Below are 15,570 nucleotides of genomic sequence, written 5' to 3'. Positions count from 1 at the left end.
GGGAGAGGGCACAAAGTGCGCAAGTGTGTGATCGCCGGAGCCGTGGCCGCGTTGGCGTTCGCGACCGCGGTCCCCGCGCTGGCCGCGAACCCGCCCGGCACCGCGAGCTCCGGATCCGCCGAGTTCGCCAAGGCGGACCAGACGTACAAGGTCGAGCCGCTCGCCGTGTGCAACGTCAACCCGGACGCCGCGGGCACCGTGACCGCGGCCAGCCCCGCCGTGAGCAGGAGCGGGCTCAAGATCGGTGAGACGTCGTCGGCGTGCACGACCGAGGTGGTGAACCCGGACGAGTTCATCACGAAGACCAAGTCCTCGGCCTCGGGCACGGCGTTCGAGCTGTCCGCGCTCGTCGCCGCGAAGGGACCGCGGCTCAAGATCGCCGAGTGGAAGATCAACTGCGACGCCGACGAGTTGGGCACGCAGGCGGGCTGGGTGCTCAAGGGCATGTCCGGCTGGACCGGGCTGCCGCAGACCATCCCGTCCGGGTACGTGCACGACATCAAGGCGAGCAACGGAACCGTGCTCGCCAAGGCCAAGTTCACCGACACCGTGTTCCCGGTGCCGAACGACGGCAGCCTCAGCATGACGTTGCTGAAGATCTCGTTCGAGCCGCCGTCCGGCTACACGGGCAGCATCACCCTCGGCAGCGTGGCCTGCACGCCGACGCCGTAAGGCCGCAAACCGTTACGCGACACCGACACCCGCGGCGCGCAGCTCCTCGACAGCGGCGTCGCGGGTGGTCGGGGCGACGGCCGCCGTCAGCTCGACGAGGACCGTCGTGCGGAAGCCGTTCCGTTGCGCGTCGAGGGCGGTGGCGCGAACGCAGTGGTCGGTCGCGATGCCGACGACGTCCACTTCGGTCACCCCCCTGTCCGTCAGCCACCCCGCGAGGTCGTTCTCCGCCTCGAAACCCGAGTAGGCGGCGGCGAACCGGCCCTTCGAGAAGACCTGCTCGACGGCCGACACGTCGAGCTCCGGGTGGAACGACGCACCGGGCGTCCCGGCCACGCAGTGCACGGGCCACGAGTCGATGAAGTCCGGCGTCTCGGAGAAGTGCGCGCCGGGATCCACGTGGTAGTCCCGGGTCGCCACGACGTGGTCGTACGACGAGGAAGCGATGTGCCGGGAGATGGCCGCCGCGACGGCCGCGCCACCGGTGACGGCCAGCGAACCGCCCTCGCAGAAGTCGTTCTGCACGTCCACGACGATCAGTGCCTTGGTCATGTCAGCTCTCCAGGTAGGTCGTCGGGATCGCGGGCTCACCGCGCGAGAGCTTGAGGCCCTCCCACGGAACGCTCACCAGGGCCGCGCGCAGGCGTTCGCGGCTCTGCTCCAGCGTGGGGACCTCGTCGGTGAGCCGGCCGGCGCGCATCAGCGGAATCTGCACCAGCCGGTCGTACTGGCCGAGCTCGGGTTCGGACGAAGCCTGGAACACGATCTCTTCCAGTGCCGTGCCGGTGTCCTTGTGTCGTCGCAACGCCTTCTTCCAGCCGCCGCGCGACTGCTTGGACGTGCTGCGCTTCTCGACGTGCCGGCCGTCGACCTCGACCAGCTTGTAAACCATGCCGGCGGTCGGCGCACCGGAACCGGTCACGACCGACGTGCCCACGCCGTAGGCGTCGACGGGCTCCGCGCGCAGGGCGGCGATCGCGTACTCGTCGAGGTCGCTGGACACGACGATCCGGGTGTTGCGGGCGCCCAGCGAGTCGAGCAGGTCACGTGCCTGCCTCGCCATCACGCCGAGATCGCCCGAGTCGATCCGGATCGCGCCGAGATCGGGCCCCGCCACCGCCACGGCCGTCTTGATGCCCTCGGTGATGTCGTAGGTGTCGACCAGCAACGTCGTGCCGACGCCCAACGCCTCGATCTGGCTGCGGAACGCCTCTTCCTCGGAGTCGTGCAGCAACGTGAACGCGTGCGCGCACGTGCCCGCCGTCGGAATCCCGTGCCGGCGGCCCGCTTCGAGGTTGGACGTCGCGGTGAAGCCCGCCAGGTACGCCGCGCGGGCACACGCCACGGCGGCTTCCTCGTGCGTGCGGCGCGAGCCCATCTCGATCATGCGACGGCCGTTCGCCGCGGTGACCATGCGGGCGGCGGCGGACGCGATCGCGCTGTCGTGGTTGAGGATCGAGAGCGCGAGCGTCTCCAGCACGACTCCCTCCGCGAAGGACGCCCGGACCGTCAGCACCGGCGATCCGGGGAAGTACAGCTCACCCTCGGGGTAGCCGTCGATCTCGCCGGAGAACCGGTAGTTCGCGAGCCATGCCAAAGTCGAATCGTCGACCACGGCGTTGCGGCGCAGCTGGTCGATCTCCTCCTCGCCGAAGCGGAAGTCCGCGATCGCGTCCAGCAGCCTGTTCACACCCGCGACGACGCCGTAGCGACGCCCGTCCGGGAGTCTGCGGGCGAAGACCTCGAACACGCACGGACGGTCACCAGTCCCGTCACGCAGCGCGGCCGCGAGCATGGTCAGCTCGTAGTGGTCGGTCAGCAACGCCGTCGAGTTCATGGTCGCCAACCCTAAGGTCGCATCCGGTTTAGCCGCATGCGGTCTCCGCCACTGCGGCGAACATGACACCATTGGCGGTATGACCACGCCCGTCGAACAGGAACGGACGCAGCCGGAGGCCGTAGGCGCGGAGATCGCAGCCGAGGACCGACCCTGGCAGACCGTGGTCTGGAACGACCCGGTCAACCTCATGTCGTACGTGACGTACGTCTTCCAGAAGCTGTTCGGCTTCAGCAGGGACAAGGCGACCAAGCTGATGCTCGACGTGCACCACAAGGGCAAGGCGATCGTGACATCGGGCACCAAGGACAAGGTGGAGGCCGACGTGGCGAAGCTCCACGCGGCAGGGCTCTGGGCGACCATGCAGCGGGCCTCGTGAAGCGGTGGATCCGCGACGGTGACGTCGTCGTCGGCAGGCTCGACCGCCAGGAGGCCGCGGTCGTGCGCGGTCTGGTCAGCCAGATCCAGGACATGCTGCTGGCTCGCGCCGAGGAAGCACCGCAGGACGAACTGGCCGAGCTGACCGGCATCCGGACCGGGTCGTCGGAAGCTCCCGACGACCCGATCCTCGGCCGGCTGCTCCCGGACTTCCACCGGCTGGACGACGACGCGCCGGACCCGGACGAGGTCAACTCGGCCGCGGCGTTGCGCTCGCTGCACGAACCGGAGCTGCTCGACCAGAAGACGGGCGCGGCGGAGATCGTGCTGCAAACGTGCTCACCGGACGGCGGCGAGATCAGACTCAGCATCGGTGAGGCCGAGGCGTGGCTGTCGTCGTTGAACGACGTGCGTCTGGCCCTCGGGACTGCCTTGGACGTCACCGAGGACATGCCGGACGAGCTGCCGCCGGAGGACCCGCGGTCGCCCCATCTCGGCGTGTACCACTGGCTGACCTGGGTGCAGGACACCCTGGTCGAAGCGATGATGCCGTGATCGCGGTGGCGCTGTGATTCCCGGTGTGCTCGTCGGCCACCACCACCGCGTCGAACCCGGCTGGGCCACCGGCACGACCGTCGTGCTCGTGCCACAGGGCGCGGTCGGGGCGGTCGACGGACGTGGTGGCGCGCCCGGCACACGGGAGACCGACCTGCTGGACCCGGCCAACCTGGTGCAGCAGGTGCACGCGATCTGCCTGTCCGGCGGCTCGGCCTACGGGTTGGCGGCCGCGGACGGCGTCATGCGGTGGCTCTCGGAACGTTCGATCGGCTTCCAGGTGGGTGCTCGACCGCACCACGTCGTGCCGATCGTGCCGGGCGCGGTGATCTTCGATCTGCCCATGTCGGAGTGGGGAAACCGGCCGGACGCGTCGTTCGGCTACGCGGCTTGTGAGGCCGCGGCGGAGGACTTCGCCCTCGGCTGCGTCGGCGCGGGCGCCGGTGCGCGGGTCGGTTCGCTGAAGGGCGGCGTCGGCACGGCGACCACGAAGGTCGGCGAGCACCAGGTCGGCGCGCTGGCCGTGGTGAACGCGGCCGGCGAAGTCGTCGACCGCACAACGGGTCTGCCGTGGCTGCCGGCGCTGGGCACGACCGCTGTCACGTTGCCCGAACGCAAGCCGGAAGGCCTCAACACCACCATCGGTGTGGTCGCGGTGGACGCGGCACTGTCCAAAGCGGAGTGTCAGCGGCTCGCGATGGCCGCGCAGGACGGGCTCGCCCGCGCGGTGCGGCCCGCTCATTCCATGTTCGACGGTGACACGGTGTTCGCGCTGGCCACCGGTGCCGTGCCGCTGGCCGAGCCACGACCGTTCGCTTTGGACGCCCTGTGCGCGGCCGCTGCCGAGATGTTCGCGGAGGCCGTGGTGTCCGGTGCCCGCGAAGCCACCTCGCTGGGCGGGGTCACGGCGTTCCGCGACCTGTGAGCCGGGGTACCCGCCCGGCATGACCGATGTGATCGACCAGGCGGCCGGAGTCGTCGCCGAACTCGTGCCGCCGCCCGTCCGCCGTCATCCGCTGCACGGCCGCAACACCGCGTTGCTGCGCGTCGCCCTCGGCGCCACCACGGTGGCGGCCGCGGTGGAAGTCGCCGAGTGGGCCTCCCTGTCCGAGCAGGAACGCCGTGGAGGAGTGTTCCGGCTCGGCGCACTGGCTGCCGCGACGTGGTGCCTGGTCAGGGCGTTGCGCTGTCGATGAAGGCCTTGAAGTTGTCGAGGTTGCGCTCGGACTGCTCGCGCAGCGACTTCTCCAGGACCTTCCGGCCGAGCTTGAGCAGACCGGTGAGTTCGATCTCGCTGTCGCACACCAGCAACGTGTGCCGGTCGTCGATCGCGCGGTAGCGGTTGGTGATCGTGTGGATCATGCGGCGCGTCTCGTAGCGGGACGTCCGCTCGTCGGCGTTCGCGGTGAGCACGGTCTCTTCCAGCGTGAACTTCCGGTACGTGAGCGTCGCGGTGGAGCCCGCCGCGCCCGGAGTGTCGCTGTGCTGGGTGATGCTGACCAGGTCCGGCTGCCACTCGTGGACGTGCGCCGGGTCGGACGTGAGCACCCGCACGCGCTCGATCGGCTGGTTGAGCACAATCTCCTTCGTGAACCGCATTTGGCCAGGTTAAACCAGGTGCGTTCGGTGTTATCTCGCATACCGAGACAACTTCCGCCAGCCCGTAGGATTGAGCACGTGCTGGTGATTCGCCGTGACCTGGTGGACGCGATGGTGGCTCACGCGCGCCGTGACCATCCCGACGAGGCGTGCGGGCAGATCGCGGGGCCGGAGGGCTCCGATCGCCCTGAGCGCATCATCGAGATGGAGAACGCGGAGCGGTCGCCGACGTTCTACCGGTTCGACGCCGCCGAGCAGCTCAAGGTGTACCGCGAGATGCAGGCCAACGACGAGGAAGCGGTGGTCATCTACCACTCGCACACCGCGACGGAGGCCTATCCGTCCCGCACGGACATCAAGTTCGCGAACGAGCCCCAGGCGCACTACGTGCTGGTCTCCACGCGTGATCCGATCGAGTACGAGCTGCGGTCGTACCGCATCGTCGACGGTGTCGTGACCGAGGAACCGGTCAAGATCATCGAGTCCTGAGTCGCATTTCCCCGGAGGTAGAACCATCATGGCCGTCACCGTGTCGATCCCGACCATCCTGCGCACCCACACCGGGGGCGAGAAGTCGGTGTCCGCCAGCGGCGCGACGCTCGCCGAGGTCATCGACGACCTGGAGAACAACCACGGCGGCCTCAAGGCCCGCCTGGTCAAGGAGGGTGCGCTGCACCGCTTCGTCAACGTCTACGTCAACGACGAGGACGTGCGCTTCTCCGGTGGCCTCGAGGCCGCGGTGAAGGACGGCGACAACGTCACCATCCTCCCGGCCGTCGCGGGCGGCTGATCTTCCGATGGCCCGCTACGACTCGCTCCTGGACGCGCTCGGCGGGACACCGCTGGTGGGCCTGCCGCGGCTGTCGCCGTCCGAGAACGTGCGCATCTGGGCGAAGCTCGAGGACCGCAACCCGACCGGCTCGATCAAGGACCGGCCCGCGCTGGCCATGATCGAGGCGGCGGAGCGGGACGGCGTGCTGCGTCCCGGCGCGACGATCCTGGAGCCGACGTCCGGCAACACCGGTATCTCGCTGGCGATGGCCGCGAAGCTCAAGGGCTACGGCCTGGTGTGCGTGATGCCGGAGAACACTTCGACCGAGCGGCGTCAGCTGCTGCAGGCGTACGGCGCGCGGATCGTGTTCTCGCCCGCCGCCGGAGGGTCGAACCAGGCCGTCGCCACGGCCAAGGAGCTCGCCAAGCAGAACCCGGACTGGATCATGCTCTACCAGTACGGGAACCCGGCGAACGCGGACGCGCACTTCCGCGGCACCGGCCCGGAGATCCTCAAGGACCTGCCGACGATCACGCACTTCGTCGCGGGCCTGGGCACCACCGGCACACTGGTCGGCGTCGGCCGGTACCTGCGCGAGGCCAAGCCGGACGTGCAGATCATCGCCGCCGAACCCCGCTACGGCGAGCTGGTCTACGGCCTGCGGAACCTGGACGAGGGCTTCGTGCCGGAGCTGTACGACGAGTCGGTGCTGACCGGGCGGTACTCGGTCGGTTCCTACGACGCGTTGCGCCGCACCCGGCAGCTGCTGGAGAGCGAGGGGATCTTCGCCGGCATCTCGACCGGCGCGATCCTGCACGCCGCGCTGGCCGCGGCGCAGAAGGCCGAGACGGCGGGGAAGAGCGCCGACATCGTGTTCATCGTGGCGGACGCCGGGTGGAAGTACCTGTCCACCGGCGCCTACGCGGGGACCCTGGACGAGGCGGCGGCCCGGCTGGACGGCCACCTCTGGGCGTAACCCACCCTCCTGCGTTCTTGATGAGGGGAGCTTTCATAAACCTCAGGTTTATGAAAGCTCCCCTCATCACTCTTTCGTCGTGACCTGGGATACGGGTCGGGCCGTGGTCGCCATGGCCGCGGTGATCGCGGACGTCACCGCGACGACGGCGATCGCGCCGATCGCAGTGATGGTCAGCAGGAGCCAGGGGACGAACACCACTGTGGTGCCGATCGTCTTGCGCACGGCGCCGCCGATCCCGACCAGGCCCGCTCCGGCCACCACGCACCCGAGCACCAGGCCGATCAGCGCCACCGCGACGGCCTCGACCACCGCCGAGCGGACCACCTGCGGCCTGGTCAGCCCAGTCACCCTCGCGACCGCGAACTCGTGGCGGCGTTCGGCACCGGCGATGACCACCGCGTTCACCACGGCCATCAGCGCGTAGAGGCCGGCGAGTCCCATCAGCACCGTGAGGATCTTGACGTTGCCGTCCTGGGCGTCGCCGGCACGGGCGACCGCCCAGTCGGACACCGTCCGAACCTGACCGAAGCCCGCCTGCTCGATCCGTTTCGCGACGTCGTCGGGGTCCTGCCCCGGCGCGAGCTGGACGACGGTCTCGGTCGGCGCGCCCGCCCACACCTGCCTGGGCAACGCCTGGCGCGGGACCAGGAAGCTGTCCCCCGTCTCGAGCGTCTCCGGCAGGCCGCCGACCACGGTCAGCCGCAGCGGCTGTCCGCCTGCCTCGGCCAGGAGCACCTCGCCGGGGTCGATCCGGTCGGCGTTGCGGGCAGGACCGGTGAACACGGTGTCGCCGGTCAGCGCCGTGAGGTCGCCTCTCGCCGGGGGCAAGGTGTGCGTGCGGGCGTAGTCGGCCGCGTCCACCGCGACGATCCCGCTGTAGAAGTTCCTGGTGATCACTCGCTGGTTTCGCGTCTTCTGCGTGGTGATCGTGATGTCCACGGCGTTCTGCCGGGACGCGACGGCCACGCCCTCGATTCCCGGCAGCCGTTCCGCCTCCTCGCCGGTCGAGGTCACCACGAGGTGGGCGTTCAGGGATCGCTTCGCCTCTTCACCGCCGGCGGCGGAGAGCGAGCCGAAGGTGCCGGCCAGCCCGAGCAGCAGCGAGACCAGCACGATCAACGGGGAGGCGGTCGCGGCACTGCGCCGCACCCCGTCCCGCAGGTTGGCCCGCGCCAGCCCGACCAGGGTGCTGCCGGGCACGAGCACCCCGAACAGCCACGCCAGGAACGGCACGACCAGAGGACTCAGCAAGCTCATGGCGACCGCGCCGAACATCGAGATGCCGAGGGCCGCCATCATCGCGCCGATCAGGTTGGCGCCCTGTGCCCACGTCACCACGGCGAGGGTGCAGGCCGCGAAGGACAAGCCGAAGAACCACCGCGACGGGGTCATCACCCTGGCGGCCTCGCCCGTCTCCCGCAACGCCTCCAGCGGCAGGATCCGCGCCGCTCGCAGCGAGGCGGTGAACACGCCCGTCAGGGCCACGCCGACGCCGACGACACCGGAGACGATCACGGCCCACAGTCGCCACGGAGCGGTGAAACCTTCCGGCACCAGGCCGATCTCGACGAGCAGCCACGTCTGTGCGGACTTCGCGAGCACCCCGAACGGCACGCCCAGCGCGGATCCCACCAGGCCGAGCAGAAGGGACTCCGACAGCAGCAACACTCGCAGCTGGGTGCGGCTGCCACCGGTGAGACGAAGCAGGGCGAGGTCGCGGCGGCGCTGCGCGACGGTGAAGCTGAACGTGGAGCTCACGATGAAGACCGCGAGGAACATGGCGAGGAACGCGGTCATGCCCATGACGGTCGCGGCGGCGACGAACCCCTCACGGATCTTGTCCTCGGCCTGGCGGGACAACCCGGCGGGGATCCGAGGTTCGCCCGTGGCCGCCAGCACCAGCAGCGAGGCCTGCACGAGAGCGACACCGACGGCCACGCTGAGAACGGCTCCGATGAACAGTTCCCACCGTTCCCGGAACGTGCTGAACGACATCTGGAACACGGTTCAGCTCTCCAGCCGCGCGAGCCGTTCGGCGACGTCCCAGGTGGTCGGCCTGTCCACACGGTCGACGATCCGGCCGTCGGCCAGGAACACCACCGTGTCGGCGCCGGCCGCGACCGCGGGGTCGTGGGTCACCATGACGATGCTCTGGCCTGCCGTCCGCACCAGGTCGCGCAGCAACTCGAGGACCACCTTCGCGGAGTGGGAGTCCAGCGCGCCGGTGGGTTCGTCGGCGAACAACACGGCGGGACGCGAGATCATCGCGCGAGCGATGGCGACCCGCTGCTGCTGGCCACCGGAGAGTTCGCGCGGCTTGTGACCCGCACGGTCGGCGAGCCCGACGCCGGCCAGGACCCGGCGAACGTCGCTTTTGGACACTCGCGCCCCGGCGAGCTTCAAGGGGAACGCGACGTTCTGCTCGGCGCTGAGCGAGCTGATCAGGTTGAAGTTCTGGAACACGAAGCCGATCGTGCGGCGGCGCAGCTCGGTGAGCGTGCTGTCCGGTGCCGCGGTGATGTCACGGCCGGCGAGCAGGACACGACCGCTGGTGACCCGGTCGAGACCGGCGGCGCAGTGCAGCAGCGTGGACTTGCCGGAACCCGACGGGCCCATGACGGCGGTCCACGTACCAGCCGGGCAGCTCAGGCTGACGTTGTCGAGCGCGGCCACGCCGGTGTCCTCGGCTCCGTAGAGCCGCGTCACCTGATGCAGTTCCACGGCCGAACGGGTCGCGAGTCTGTGATCCAACACGGTCACCAGCCAACCGCGCGAGGCAGCTGCCGTCACTGCTCTCAACTGCCGTGCTGGAGGTAGCAGAACCTCTACCTCCGGTCTCCGGTGTCGATCTTGGCTACGGTGGACGTCGTGTCCGTGCGCACCATCTGGGAGTCGATGGCGCTCCGCCGGTTTCTGCTGACCGGCTGGCCGTGGCGCGGCCTGTCGTACGTGCTGAGCACGCCGGTCGTGGCGATGCTGGCCGGCGTTCCGGTCGCCGCGTTGTGCCTGCCCTGGGTGTACCTGGTTCTCCGGTTGCCCGGACCCGAGCCGGTCGCGCTGGGCGAGGTGGTGCTGGCGGGGCTGAGCGGGCTGGTGCTGATCGTGGCGGCGGGACCGCTGGTGGCGCTGCCCGTGGCGCAGGTGGAACGGCTGCGCCTGCTGCTGGTGCACGCCGAACCGGCGCCCAGCCCGCACGTCACCACGCGAGGAGGCTGGATCGGCTGGCTGCACCGCCGGTACACCGAGCCGGCGACCTGGCGGGAACTCGCCTACCTGGCCGTCGTGACGCTGGCGGCGCTGCCGAACGCGGCGCTCGTCCTGGCCATGACGACGGTGATCTCACTGATCATCAGCCCGCTGCTGGTCAGGCCGGACAGGCCCCTCGCACTCGGCTTCGGACAGGCGAGCACGGTGGGAGAAGCGCTGCCGTACTCACTCCTGGGCGTGGCGCTGTTCCCCGTGACGTTGTACCTGGTCGCCGGCGCGGCCGGACTCCAGGCAGCGGCGGCCAGAAGGCTGCTGTCCGGCGGCAACCAGCTGAGAACCGAGCTGGTGGAGGTGTCCCAGTCGCGGCGACGACTGGTCGACGCGTTCGAGGCGGAACGACGGCGGATCGAGCGGGACCTCCACGACGGCGCTCAGCAACGCCTGACCAGTCTCATCCTGCAGCTGGGCCTGGCCAAGGTGGAGATGCCGCCGGACGCTCCCGGCACCGAATCGGTGGCCAACGCTCACGAGCAGGCCCAGCTGCTGCTGACGGAGCTGCGGGAGTTCATCCACGGGATTCACCCGCAGGCGTTGTCGGATCTGGGGCTGCCGGCCGCGTTGCAGGAGCTGGCGGATCGTTCGGTGACCCCGGTGAGGGTGGACTGCGCCATCCCGCAGCGACCGTCGGCGGCAGTGGAAAGCGCGGGCTACTTCGTAGTCGCCGAGTCGCTGAGCAACTCGAGCAAACACAGCGGTGCCACCGAAATCCAGGTCGCGGCGAAGGTCCGGCGCGACGTCCTCACCGTGGAGGTCACCGACAACGGCTGCGGCGGTGCGGACGTCGGCGGTGGCACCGGCCTCACCGGCCTGGCAGACCGGGTCGCGGCCATCGGTGGCACCTTGTCCCTGTCCAGTCCCGTCGGCGGACCGACCATCGTGCGAGCGGAGTTCCCATGCGGTCCCGGCAAGAGGTGATCCGCACGGTCCTGGCCGAGGACGGCGCGCTGCTGCGGGAAGGACTCTCCGCCCTGCTCGACAGATTCGGCTTCCACGTGGTGGCCGCCGTGGGCGATGCGGAAGCGCTGGTCGCGGCGGTCGCGGAACACGCCCCCGACCTCGTCGTCACCGACATCCGGATGCCTCCCGGCTTCTCCGACGAGGGCCTGCGGGCAGCGGTGCAGCTGCGCCAGGACCGCCCGGACCTCCCGGTGGTGGCACTGAGCCAGTTCGTGGAGCCCAGCTACGCCTCCGACCTGCTGGACTCCGGCGGCGGAAGCGGCGTCGGTTACCTGCTGAAGGACAGGGTCGGAGACGTCGGTGAGTTCGTCTCCGTCCTGCACCGGGTAGCGGCGGGCGAGACGGTCATCGACCCGGAGGTCGTGCGCAAACTGCTGAAACGCGGCCGCACCCCACTGGCGACCTTGTCGAACCGCGAGCGCGAGGTCCTCGGCCTGGTGGCGGAGGGGTACTCCAACGCCGCGATCGCCGGGAAACTCGTGGTCTCCGAGGCCGCCGTGAACAAACACGTCGGCAACATCTTCACCAAGCTGGGATTCACGCCTGGTGATGATCGCAACCGGCGGGTGCTCGCGACACTCACCTATCTGCGCGACGGAGCCCAGCTGAACAGCCCGTGACGGGAACGGTCAGCCGTTGAAGGCGACGCCCGGAAGGCCTGCGCCCAGAGCCGGGAGCACCAGGACCGAGCCGTTCAGCTGCCGGTCCATCAACGCCTGGTCGGACAGCCCGACACGCGCGGACGTGACGTAGAGGTCGGTGAAGTCCTGACCGCCGAAGCAACACGCGGTCGGGTTGTCCACCGGCAGTTCGATCTCGCGGTCGAGCTCACCGGACGGCGTGTAGCGACGCACGGCGCGGCCACCCCACAGCGCGACCCACACGCAACCGTCGGCGTCCACGCAGAGTCCGTCCGGCCAGCCGTCGGTGTTGCCGACGTGGGCGAGCGGGCGGCGGTTCGCGACGGTGCCGGTGGCGTTGTCGAAGTCGAGGACGTCGATGCGCCGCGTCGGGGTGTCGACGTAGTACATCAGCGTGGCGTCCGGGCTCCAGCCGACGCCGTTGCTGGTGTTCACCTTGTCCACCATGACCTTCGCGGCGCCCTCGCCGGTGATCCTGGCGAGCCAGCCCTCGTCCGCGGCCTGGTCGTAGCGCATGGTGCCGGCCCACAGCCGGCCCGACGGGTCGACGCCCGCGTCGTTGCCGCGCACGCCCTCGCGAGCCCAGTAGACGAGCCAGCTCTTGGTGCCGTCGCGGTCGACCAGGGCGATGCCGTCGCGCAGGTTGCAGACGATGCCGCCCATCGCGCGCGGTTTCGCGGCGCCCACGTGCTGAGGCAGCACGAGCACGGCGTCGTCGTCACGCGCGGGGGCGTACCGATGCACTTCGGACGCCAGGATGTCCACCCACAGCAACGTGGAGCTGCTGTGGTCCCACGTCGGCCCCTCGCCGAGCTGGGCCGATGCGCGTACCGCTACTTCGATCGACACCACATCAGCTTATGGCCACGTACGCTGGAGGCGTGGACCGCACCGCCCTCGCGAAACGGGTCATTCCGCCGCATCCAGTGCTGTCGTTGCTGGTCGTCTTCGGGTTCGTCGGTTTCCTCTACGTCGTGGAGGCCTTCGACGTCGCGACCGGTGGCTCGCTGGAGGGCGACGGCGTACGGCCGCGCGACTTCAGCGAGTGGGACAACCTGCTGTGGATGCCGTTGATCCACGGCGACTGGAGCCACCTCACCGGCAACGCGGTTCCGTTGCTGCTGCTGGGGTTCCTCGCGAATTCGGGTGGGCTCAAGCAGTTCTTCCAGGTCACCGTGGTCGTCTGGTTGACGAGTGCGCTGGGCGTGTGGGTGTTCGGCAGCCCCGGCAGCCACATCGGTGCGTCCGGGCTGGTGTTCGGGTTCCTCGCGTTCCTGCTGGTGCGCGGGATCTTCGCGCGGTCGTGGCTGCAACTGCTGATCGCGGTCGGCGTGTTCGCCCTGTACGGCGCGGCGCTGTGGGGTGTGCTGCCCGGTCAGCCGGGCGTGTCGTGGGAAGGCCACCTGTTCGGCGCGATCGGTGGCGTTCTGGCCGCGTGGGGCGTGTCGAGGGACAACCGCCGCACCAGCAGAGCACCGGCTACATTCACGCCGTGACGATCGGGATCATGGACTCGGGCGTCGGCGGCCTCACCGTCGCCCGCGCGATCATGGACCAGTTGCCGGGCGAGTCGGTGCACTACATCGGCGACACGGCGAACGGTCCCTATGGGCCACTTCCGATCGCACAGGCGCGCAAGCACGCGCTGGAGATCTGCGACCGGTTGGTCGACGAGGGCGCGAAGATGCTCGTGATCGCGTGCAACACCGCGTCCGCCGCGTGCTTCCGCGACGCCCGTGAGCGCTACGACGTCCCGGTGGTCGAGGTGATCCTGCCCGCCGTGCGCCGAGCGGTGCGGACCACCCACAGCGGACGCGTCGGCGTGATCGCCACGGTCGGCACGATCAACTCGCACGCCTATCAAGACGCTTTCCAGGCAGCGCGCGACGTCACGGTGACGGCGGCGGCGTGCCCCCGGTTCGTCGACTTCGTCGAGCGCGGCATCACGTCCGGACGGCAGGTGCTCGGGCTGGCGCAGGCGTACCTGGAGCCGTTGCAACGCGCCGAGGTCGACACGGTGGTCCTGGGCTGCACGCACTACCCGTTGCTGACGGGCGTGATCCAGATCGTCATGGGCGAGGCTGTGACATTGGTGTCGAGCGCGGAGGAGACGGTGAAGGACGTCGTGCGGTTGCTGACCGAGCGCGACGACTTCGCCGCCGACCCACCCGTCCACCGGGTGACGTGCACTGGTCCGCCCGAGCGGTTCGCGAAGCTGGCGGCCCGGTTCCTGCCTACCTTTGAACAATGGGGCTGATGTGCTGCTGACCGTGCTCGGCTGCTCCGGCAGCATTCCCGGACCCGGCGCCGCGGCGTCGGGTTATCTCCTCGATGCCGACGGGTTCACGCTGGCGCTGGAGTTCGGGAACGGGGTGCTGTCGCGGTTCCAGGAGGAACGCCCGCTGTTCTCGATGGACGCCTTGGTGTTGTCGCACCTGCACCCGGACCACTGCATCGACGTGTCCTCCCTCTACGTGGCCAGGAAGTACCACCCGTCGCCGCCGGCCGAGGTGCTGCCGGTCTACGCGCCCGCCGAGGCCCCGTCGCGGTTCGTCGCCGCCTACGCGCCCAACGAGGTGGAACGTTCGTCGCTGGACTTCGCCGACGTCTTCGACTTCCACGAGCTGGGGTCCACCGTCCGAATCGGACCGTTCACCGTCGAGTCCGCTCTGGTGGCGCACCCTTGCGAGGCTTACGGGTTCCGGATCTCCTGCGGTGACGTGTCGCTGGCCTACACCGGGGACAGCGGGCCGTGCCCCGCGCTGGACGAGCTGGCGTCCGGCGTCGACGTTCTGCTGAGCGAGGCGAGCTGGACGCATGCCCCCGATCGGGTGGAAGGCCTGCACATGTCCGGGTTGGAAGCGGGCGAACTCGCCGCGCGGGCGGGTGCCGGTCGGCTGTTGATCACGCACGTGCCGCCGTGGACGTCGCGCGAGGACGTGCTGAGGGAGGCCAAGTCGGCGTTCGGCGGGCCGTGTGAGCTGGTCGTAGAAGGCGGCCGGTACGAGGTGGGGGAGCAGGCATGATCAAGCTGGAGCGCGTCGGCGAGCACGAGTTCGTCGCTTCCAACGAGCGTGGCGCGTCGGTCCGGATCGGGCGCAAGGGTCAGGAGGGCTCGTTCAGCCCGGTCGAACTGCTCGTCGCGGCCGCCGCGGGGTGCGCGATGGTGACGTCGGAAACCCTGATCCTGCGCCGGACGGGCGGTGATCAGCTCACCGCCGTCGCGGACGCGGTTCAGTCCGAGAGCGGCAACGAGGTGATCTCCATCCCGGTGACGCTCTCGTACGACCTGTCCTCCGTGGACGACCCGGAGGCACTCGAAACCGTCGTCCGGCGCGCCGTGGAGCAGTTCTGCACGGTCACGCGGACGTTGAAGCAGTCGGCGACGGCACCACTTCAGCTGCCGATGCCGCTCCAGACCGCTTCCGACCCGCTGTGACCGGCGCGCACGGTCTGGTAAACGGTGCCGATCGCGAGCAGCACCACCAGCACGGACACCACGACTGAGATCACCCGCCACGTCTTCGTGGTGGGTGCCTCGGCCCCGCGCTCCCGGTCCGCGAGCCGACCCGCGACCAGCAACGCGATCACCGCGACCCCGAAGCCGAGGGCGATGGGCAGCAGCGTGGTGCCGAGGTCGGCGTGCGTCTGGATGGCCGGGTTGGGCCCGACCCGGCTTTCGAGCGTGGCCATCAGATCCTCACCGGCCTGCTTGGCCACCGGAACCGCCGCGACGCCCGCCAGGGTCACGCCGAGCACGGGCCACGCGTACTTGCGCCGCCAGCTCGGAACCAGCGCGATCGCGACCGAGCTGAGCGCCGCGAGCGGCAGCAGCACGACCACCGCGTGGACCAGCAACGGATGAAGCGGAATACCGTCGATCGTCAGCATGTCTCTCCCTACGCCATCACGC

General features: G+C 69.7%; 21 protein-coding genes. 14 read left to right on the top strand and 7 right to left on the bottom strand.

The features are described 5' to 3' along the window. The first annotated feature begins 15 nt into the window (after positions 1 to 15). Positions 16 to 672 carry a hypothetical protein gene (locus G7043_RS21055; protein ID WP_166047829.1) on the top strand — a complete coding sequence of 219 codons (657 nt, stop codon included), beginning with the start codon at positions 16 to 18 and terminating at the stop codon, positions 670 to 672. Between the two features lie 12 nt (positions 673 to 684). On the opposite strand, the gene G7043_RS21050 is transcribed toward G7043_RS21055, so the two are convergent. Beyond that, positions 685 to 1,224: an isochorismatase family protein gene (locus tag G7043_RS21050; RefSeq protein WP_166047827.1), complete on the bottom strand. Its 540-nt coding sequence runs from the start codon at positions 1,222 to 1,224 to the stop codon at positions 685 to 687. Position 1,225: 1 nt separating this feature from the next. Continuing rightward, positions 1,226 to 2,509 (bottom strand): nicotinate phosphoribosyltransferase, encoded by a 1,284-nt coding sequence (locus G7043_RS21045; RefSeq protein ID WP_207311450.1) that lies wholly within the window; start codon positions 2,507 to 2,509, stop codon positions 1,226 to 1,228. A 79-nt stretch (positions 2,510 to 2,588) separates the two neighbouring features. On the opposite strand from G7043_RS21045, the gene clpS reads away from it, so the two are divergent. The 4 genes from clpS to G7043_RS21025 are packed head-to-tail and all read left to right on the top strand — an operon-like array spanning position 2,589 to position 4,638. Further along, positions 2,589 to 2,888 carry an ATP-dependent Clp protease adapter ClpS gene (clpS, locus tag G7043_RS21040; protein WP_030469591.1) on the top strand — a complete coding sequence of 100 codons (300 nt, stop codon included), beginning with the start codon at positions 2,589 to 2,591 and terminating at the stop codon, positions 2,886 to 2,888. Beyond that, positions 2,885 to 3,442, top strand: a complete 558-nt coding sequence (locus G7043_RS21035; RefSeq protein ID WP_313887999.1) for a DUF2017 domain-containing protein — start codon at positions 2,885 to 2,887, stop codon at positions 3,440 to 3,442. Before clpS ends, G7043_RS21035 begins: the two co-directional genes overlap by 4 nt. A 13-nt stretch (positions 3,443 to 3,455) precedes the next feature. Continuing rightward, complete coding sequence (locus G7043_RS21030; RefSeq protein ID WP_166047823.1) at positions 3,456 to 4,367, top strand: P1 family peptidase; 912 nt, start codon at positions 3,456 to 3,458, stop codon at positions 4,365 to 4,367. Between the two features lie 19 nt (positions 4,368 to 4,386). Next, the gene (locus G7043_RS21025; RefSeq protein ID WP_166047821.1) at positions 4,387 to 4,638 is read left to right on the top strand and encodes a hypothetical protein; all 252 of its coding nucleotides are present in this window, start codon (positions 4,387 to 4,389) and stop codon (positions 4,636 to 4,638) included. Here G7043_RS21025 and G7043_RS21020 read toward each other — a convergent pair. Beyond that, the gene (locus G7043_RS21020; protein WP_166047819.1) at positions 4,616 to 5,041 is read right to left on the bottom strand and encodes an SRPBCC family protein; all 426 of its coding nucleotides are present in this window, start codon (positions 5,039 to 5,041) and stop codon (positions 4,616 to 4,618) included. The two genes, G7043_RS21025 and G7043_RS21020, sit on opposite strands and share 23 nt — an antisense overlap. Before the next feature lie 78 nt (positions 5,042 to 5,119). On the opposite strand from G7043_RS21020, the gene G7043_RS21015 reads away from it, so the two are divergent. Genes G7043_RS21015 through G7043_RS21005 form a run of 3 tightly spaced genes read left to right on the top strand, consistent with a single transcriptional unit; the run spans position 5,120 to position 6,789 of the window. Continuing rightward, positions 5,120 to 5,530 (top strand): Mov34/MPN/PAD-1 family protein, encoded by a 411-nt coding sequence (locus tag G7043_RS21015; protein WP_045310223.1) that lies wholly within the window; start codon positions 5,120 to 5,122, stop codon positions 5,528 to 5,530. A gap of 28 nt (positions 5,531 to 5,558) precedes the next feature. Next, positions 5,559 to 5,831, top strand: a complete 273-nt coding sequence (locus G7043_RS21010) for a MoaD/ThiS family protein (protein WP_086661215.1) — start codon at positions 5,559 to 5,561, stop codon at positions 5,829 to 5,831. A gap of 7 nt (positions 5,832 to 5,838) precedes the next feature. Next, positions 5,839 to 6,789 carry a PLP-dependent cysteine synthase family protein gene (locus G7043_RS21005; RefSeq protein WP_166047817.1) on the top strand — a complete coding sequence of 317 codons (951 nt, stop codon included), beginning with the start codon at positions 5,839 to 5,841 and terminating at the stop codon, positions 6,787 to 6,789. Between the two features lie 66 nt (positions 6,790 to 6,855). Here the strand turns inward: G7043_RS21005 and G7043_RS21000 are convergent, their stop codons facing one another. Beyond that, positions 6,856 to 8,787: an FtsX-like permease family protein gene (locus G7043_RS21000; protein ID WP_166047815.1), complete on the bottom strand. Its 1,932-nt coding sequence runs from the start codon at positions 8,785 to 8,787 to the stop codon at positions 6,856 to 6,858. A gap of 12 nt (positions 8,788 to 8,799) precedes the next feature. Next, positions 8,800 to 9,546, bottom strand: a complete 747-nt coding sequence (locus G7043_RS20995; protein WP_313887998.1) for an ABC transporter ATP-binding protein — start codon at positions 9,544 to 9,546, stop codon at positions 8,800 to 8,802. Between the two features lie 114 nt (positions 9,547 to 9,660). Between G7043_RS20995 and G7043_RS20990 the strand changes: the two genes are divergently transcribed. Further along, positions 9,661 to 10,974 (top strand): sensor histidine kinase, encoded by a 1,314-nt coding sequence (locus G7043_RS20990; protein ID WP_313887997.1) that lies wholly within the window; start codon positions 9,661 to 9,663, stop codon positions 10,972 to 10,974. After that, positions 10,953 to 11,636 carry a response regulator gene (locus tag G7043_RS20985; RefSeq protein ID WP_166047812.1) on the top strand — a complete coding sequence of 228 codons (684 nt, stop codon included), beginning with the start codon at positions 10,953 to 10,955 and terminating at the stop codon, positions 11,634 to 11,636. Before G7043_RS20990 ends, G7043_RS20985 begins: the two co-directional genes overlap by 22 nt. A gap of 9 nt (positions 11,637 to 11,645) precedes the next feature. On the opposite strand, the gene G7043_RS20980 is transcribed toward G7043_RS20985, so the two are convergent. After that, on the bottom strand, positions 11,646 to 12,506 hold the full coding sequence (locus G7043_RS20980) for an SMP-30/gluconolactonase/LRE family protein (protein ID WP_313887996.1): 861 nt from the start codon (positions 12,504 to 12,506) through the stop codon (positions 11,646 to 11,648). A 32-nt stretch (positions 12,507 to 12,538) separates the two neighbouring features. Here G7043_RS20980 and G7043_RS20975 point away from each other — a divergent pair, with 32 nt between their 5' ends. The 4 genes from G7043_RS20975 to G7043_RS20960 are packed head-to-tail and all read left to right on the top strand — an operon-like array spanning position 12,539 to position 15,096. After that, positions 12,539 to 13,153 carry a rhomboid family intramembrane serine protease gene (locus G7043_RS20975; protein ID WP_313887995.1) on the top strand — a complete coding sequence of 205 codons (615 nt, stop codon included), beginning with the start codon at positions 12,539 to 12,541 and terminating at the stop codon, positions 13,151 to 13,153. An 11-nt stretch (positions 13,154 to 13,164) separates the two neighbouring features. Beyond that, a complete protein-coding gene (murI, locus tag G7043_RS20970) occupies positions 13,165 to 13,914 on the top strand; it encodes a glutamate racemase (RefSeq protein WP_166048264.1) in 750 nt (249 codons plus the stop codon). Position 13,915: 1 nt separating this feature from the next. Continuing rightward, on the top strand, positions 13,916 to 14,683 hold the full coding sequence (locus G7043_RS20965) for an MBL fold metallo-hydrolase (protein WP_166047806.1): 768 nt from the start codon (positions 13,916 to 13,918) through the stop codon (positions 14,681 to 14,683). Continuing rightward, complete coding sequence (locus G7043_RS20960; RefSeq protein ID WP_166047804.1) at positions 14,680 to 15,096, top strand: OsmC family protein; 417 nt, start codon at positions 14,680 to 14,682, stop codon at positions 15,094 to 15,096. Before G7043_RS20965 ends, G7043_RS20960 begins: the two co-directional genes overlap by 4 nt. Here the strand turns inward: G7043_RS20960 and G7043_RS20955 are convergent. After that, positions 15,054 to 15,548, bottom strand: coding sequence for a DUF2231 domain-containing protein (locus G7043_RS20955; RefSeq protein WP_242642472.1), 495 nt, complete (start codon positions 15,546 to 15,548; stop codon positions 15,054 to 15,056). The genes G7043_RS20960 and G7043_RS20955 overlap by 43 nt on opposite strands. Positions 15,549 to 15,570: the final 22 nt, after the last annotated feature.

Source organism: Lentzea alba (assembly GCF_011067745.1).
GTDB lineage: Bacteria > Actinomycetota > Actinomycetes > Mycobacteriales > Pseudonocardiaceae > Lentzea > Lentzea alba.
Note: the sequence above shows the minus strand (reverse complement) of the source record. Positions and strands in the feature narration are given on the sequence as shown.

Bases quoted from the DNA above. Each gene is read 5' to 3' on its own strand.
- G7043_RS21050 (WP_166047827.1), bottom strand. From the start codon at position 1,224: ATGACCAAGGCACTGATCGTCGTGGACGTGCAGAACGACTTCTGCGAG.
- G7043_RS21045 (WP_207311450.1), bottom strand. From the start codon at position 2,509: ATGAACTCGACGGCGTTGCTGACCGACCACTACGAGCTGACCATGCTC.
- clpS (WP_030469591.1), top strand. From the start codon at position 2,589: ATGACCACGCCCGTCGAACAGGAACGGACGCAGCCGGAGGCCGTAGGC.
- G7043_RS21025 (WP_166047821.1), top strand. From the start codon at position 4,387: ATGACCGATGTGATCGACCAGGCGGCCGGAGTCGTCGCCGAACTCGTG.
- G7043_RS21020 (WP_166047819.1), bottom strand. From the start codon at position 5,041: ATGCGGTTCACGAAGGAGATTGTGCTCAACCAGCCGATCGAGCGCGTG.
- G7043_RS21010 (WP_086661215.1), top strand. From the start codon at position 5,559: ATGGCCGTCACCGTGTCGATCCCGACCATCCTGCGCACCCACACCGGG.
- G7043_RS21005 (WP_166047817.1), top strand. From the start codon at position 5,839: ATGGCCCGCTACGACTCGCTCCTGGACGCGCTCGGCGGGACACCGCTG.
- G7043_RS21000 (WP_166047815.1), bottom strand. From the start codon at position 8,787: ATGTCGTTCAGCACGTTCCGGGAACGGTGGGAACTGTTCATCGGAGCC.
- G7043_RS20985 (WP_166047812.1), top strand. From the start codon at position 10,953: ATGCGGTCCCGGCAAGAGGTGATCCGCACGGTCCTGGCCGAGGACGGC.
- murI (WP_166048264.1), top strand. From the start codon at position 13,165: ATGGACTCGGGCGTCGGCGGCCTCACCGTCGCCCGCGCGATCATGGAC.
- G7043_RS20960 (WP_166047804.1), top strand. From the start codon at position 14,680: ATGATCAAGCTGGAGCGCGTCGGCGAGCACGAGTTCGTCGCTTCCAAC.
- G7043_RS20955 (WP_242642472.1), bottom strand. From the start codon at position 15,548: ATGCTGACGATCGACGGTATTCCGCTTCATCCGTTGCTGGTCCACGCG.